We start from the raw sequence: 1200 nt of genomic DNA, 5'->3' as shown, positions 1-1200 counted from the left end.
CGCACTCTCTTTACCGATCCCAGTAAGATACCTTTGCAAATCGGCCCCTTCCTATCCCCTGTCTGACTTGCCTCCAGAAAAGTGTCGTCTTCTCAGCCCTTAAGGGGGAGGGGAACTTCGTCATGGTCAACAACCGTCCGCCTGGCGGCAACGACGGACAAAAAAAAGCCCCCAGGAGTCCTGTGACAGACTCCCGGGGGCTTTCGCTTATACGACATCTTTTCTCGCCGTTAGCACCCCGAAAACACACACTTGTGCGACGCCTTTCAGGGGGATGGCGTCGCACAATCTCTCTTGTGCGACGAATTTGCGCGGGAAAAAGACGTCGTACAAGGACAATTTCAGGTATACTTATACAACTATCACCCACGCCACTACCTTGTTGAAGGTATGGGGAAAATTGCCAATTTGCCCAACGCATTACGAAGAGACGTCACCCAAAATTGGATATGGAACACCCCAGGGGCAGGAAAAACGGTCACCACAAATCTACTTTGGGGAACAAAATGCAAGTCTCTGGTTGTCGGAATACGCATCACCCCCATCATCAGGAGAACGCGCAATGCAATCTTTGAATATCACCGTGCTCTGCCAACCTCGTCCGGTTATCTTCGACCCGCAAAAACGAGATACCGTCCTCGATTTGAGCGACCTGGTAGACGGCAAAATCGACCCCGGCGAGTTCTTCGAGGAGAACTACATCACGGAAGGCATGAAGACCCTGCTGGAACATGCCTTCCGCCGCCTGGAGGGAAAGTCTGCACAAGGGGTATTCAAACTCAAGCAGGCCATGGGCGGCGGCAAGACGCATAACTTGCTGGCGCTGGGCCTGCTGGCGCAACACCCGGAATACCGCCAACAGGTGATGGGGGATTTTTATGCCCCAGACCCCAGTCTCGGCCCGGTCAAAGTGATTGCCTTCAGTGGGCGCGAGACCGATGCCCCTTACGGCATCTGGGGGGCACTGGCTGAGCAACTGGGCAAAAAGGAACTTTTCAAAGATTTGTACAGCCCCCTTCAGGCTCCAGGCCAGAAAGCCTGGGAAAACCTGCTGCGCGGCGAGCGTTTGCTGATTCTGCTGGATGAACTGCCGCCTTATTTCCAGAATGCCAAAGCCATCCAGGTAGGGAACTCCGACCTGGCCGAAGTGACCGCCACCGCGCTCTCCAATTTGCTGGTAGCCATTGGACGTCCCGGTTG

General features: G+C 54.7%; 1 protein-coding gene. It reads left to right on the top strand.

The window, feature by feature from the left end; all coding sequences use genetic code 11:
• Nucleotides 1-562: 562 nt before the first annotated feature.
• Nucleotides 563-1200, top strand: a 638-nt coding sequence (locus D6694_06230) for an ATP-binding protein (protein RMH44113.1), incomplete at its 3' end; no start/stop codon positions are given.

This window comes from Gammaproteobacteria bacterium (assembly GCA_003696665.1).
Taxonomy (GTDB): domain Bacteria; phylum Pseudomonadota; class Gammaproteobacteria; order Enterobacterales.
This window is presented reverse-complemented; position numbering and strand designations above follow the sequence as displayed.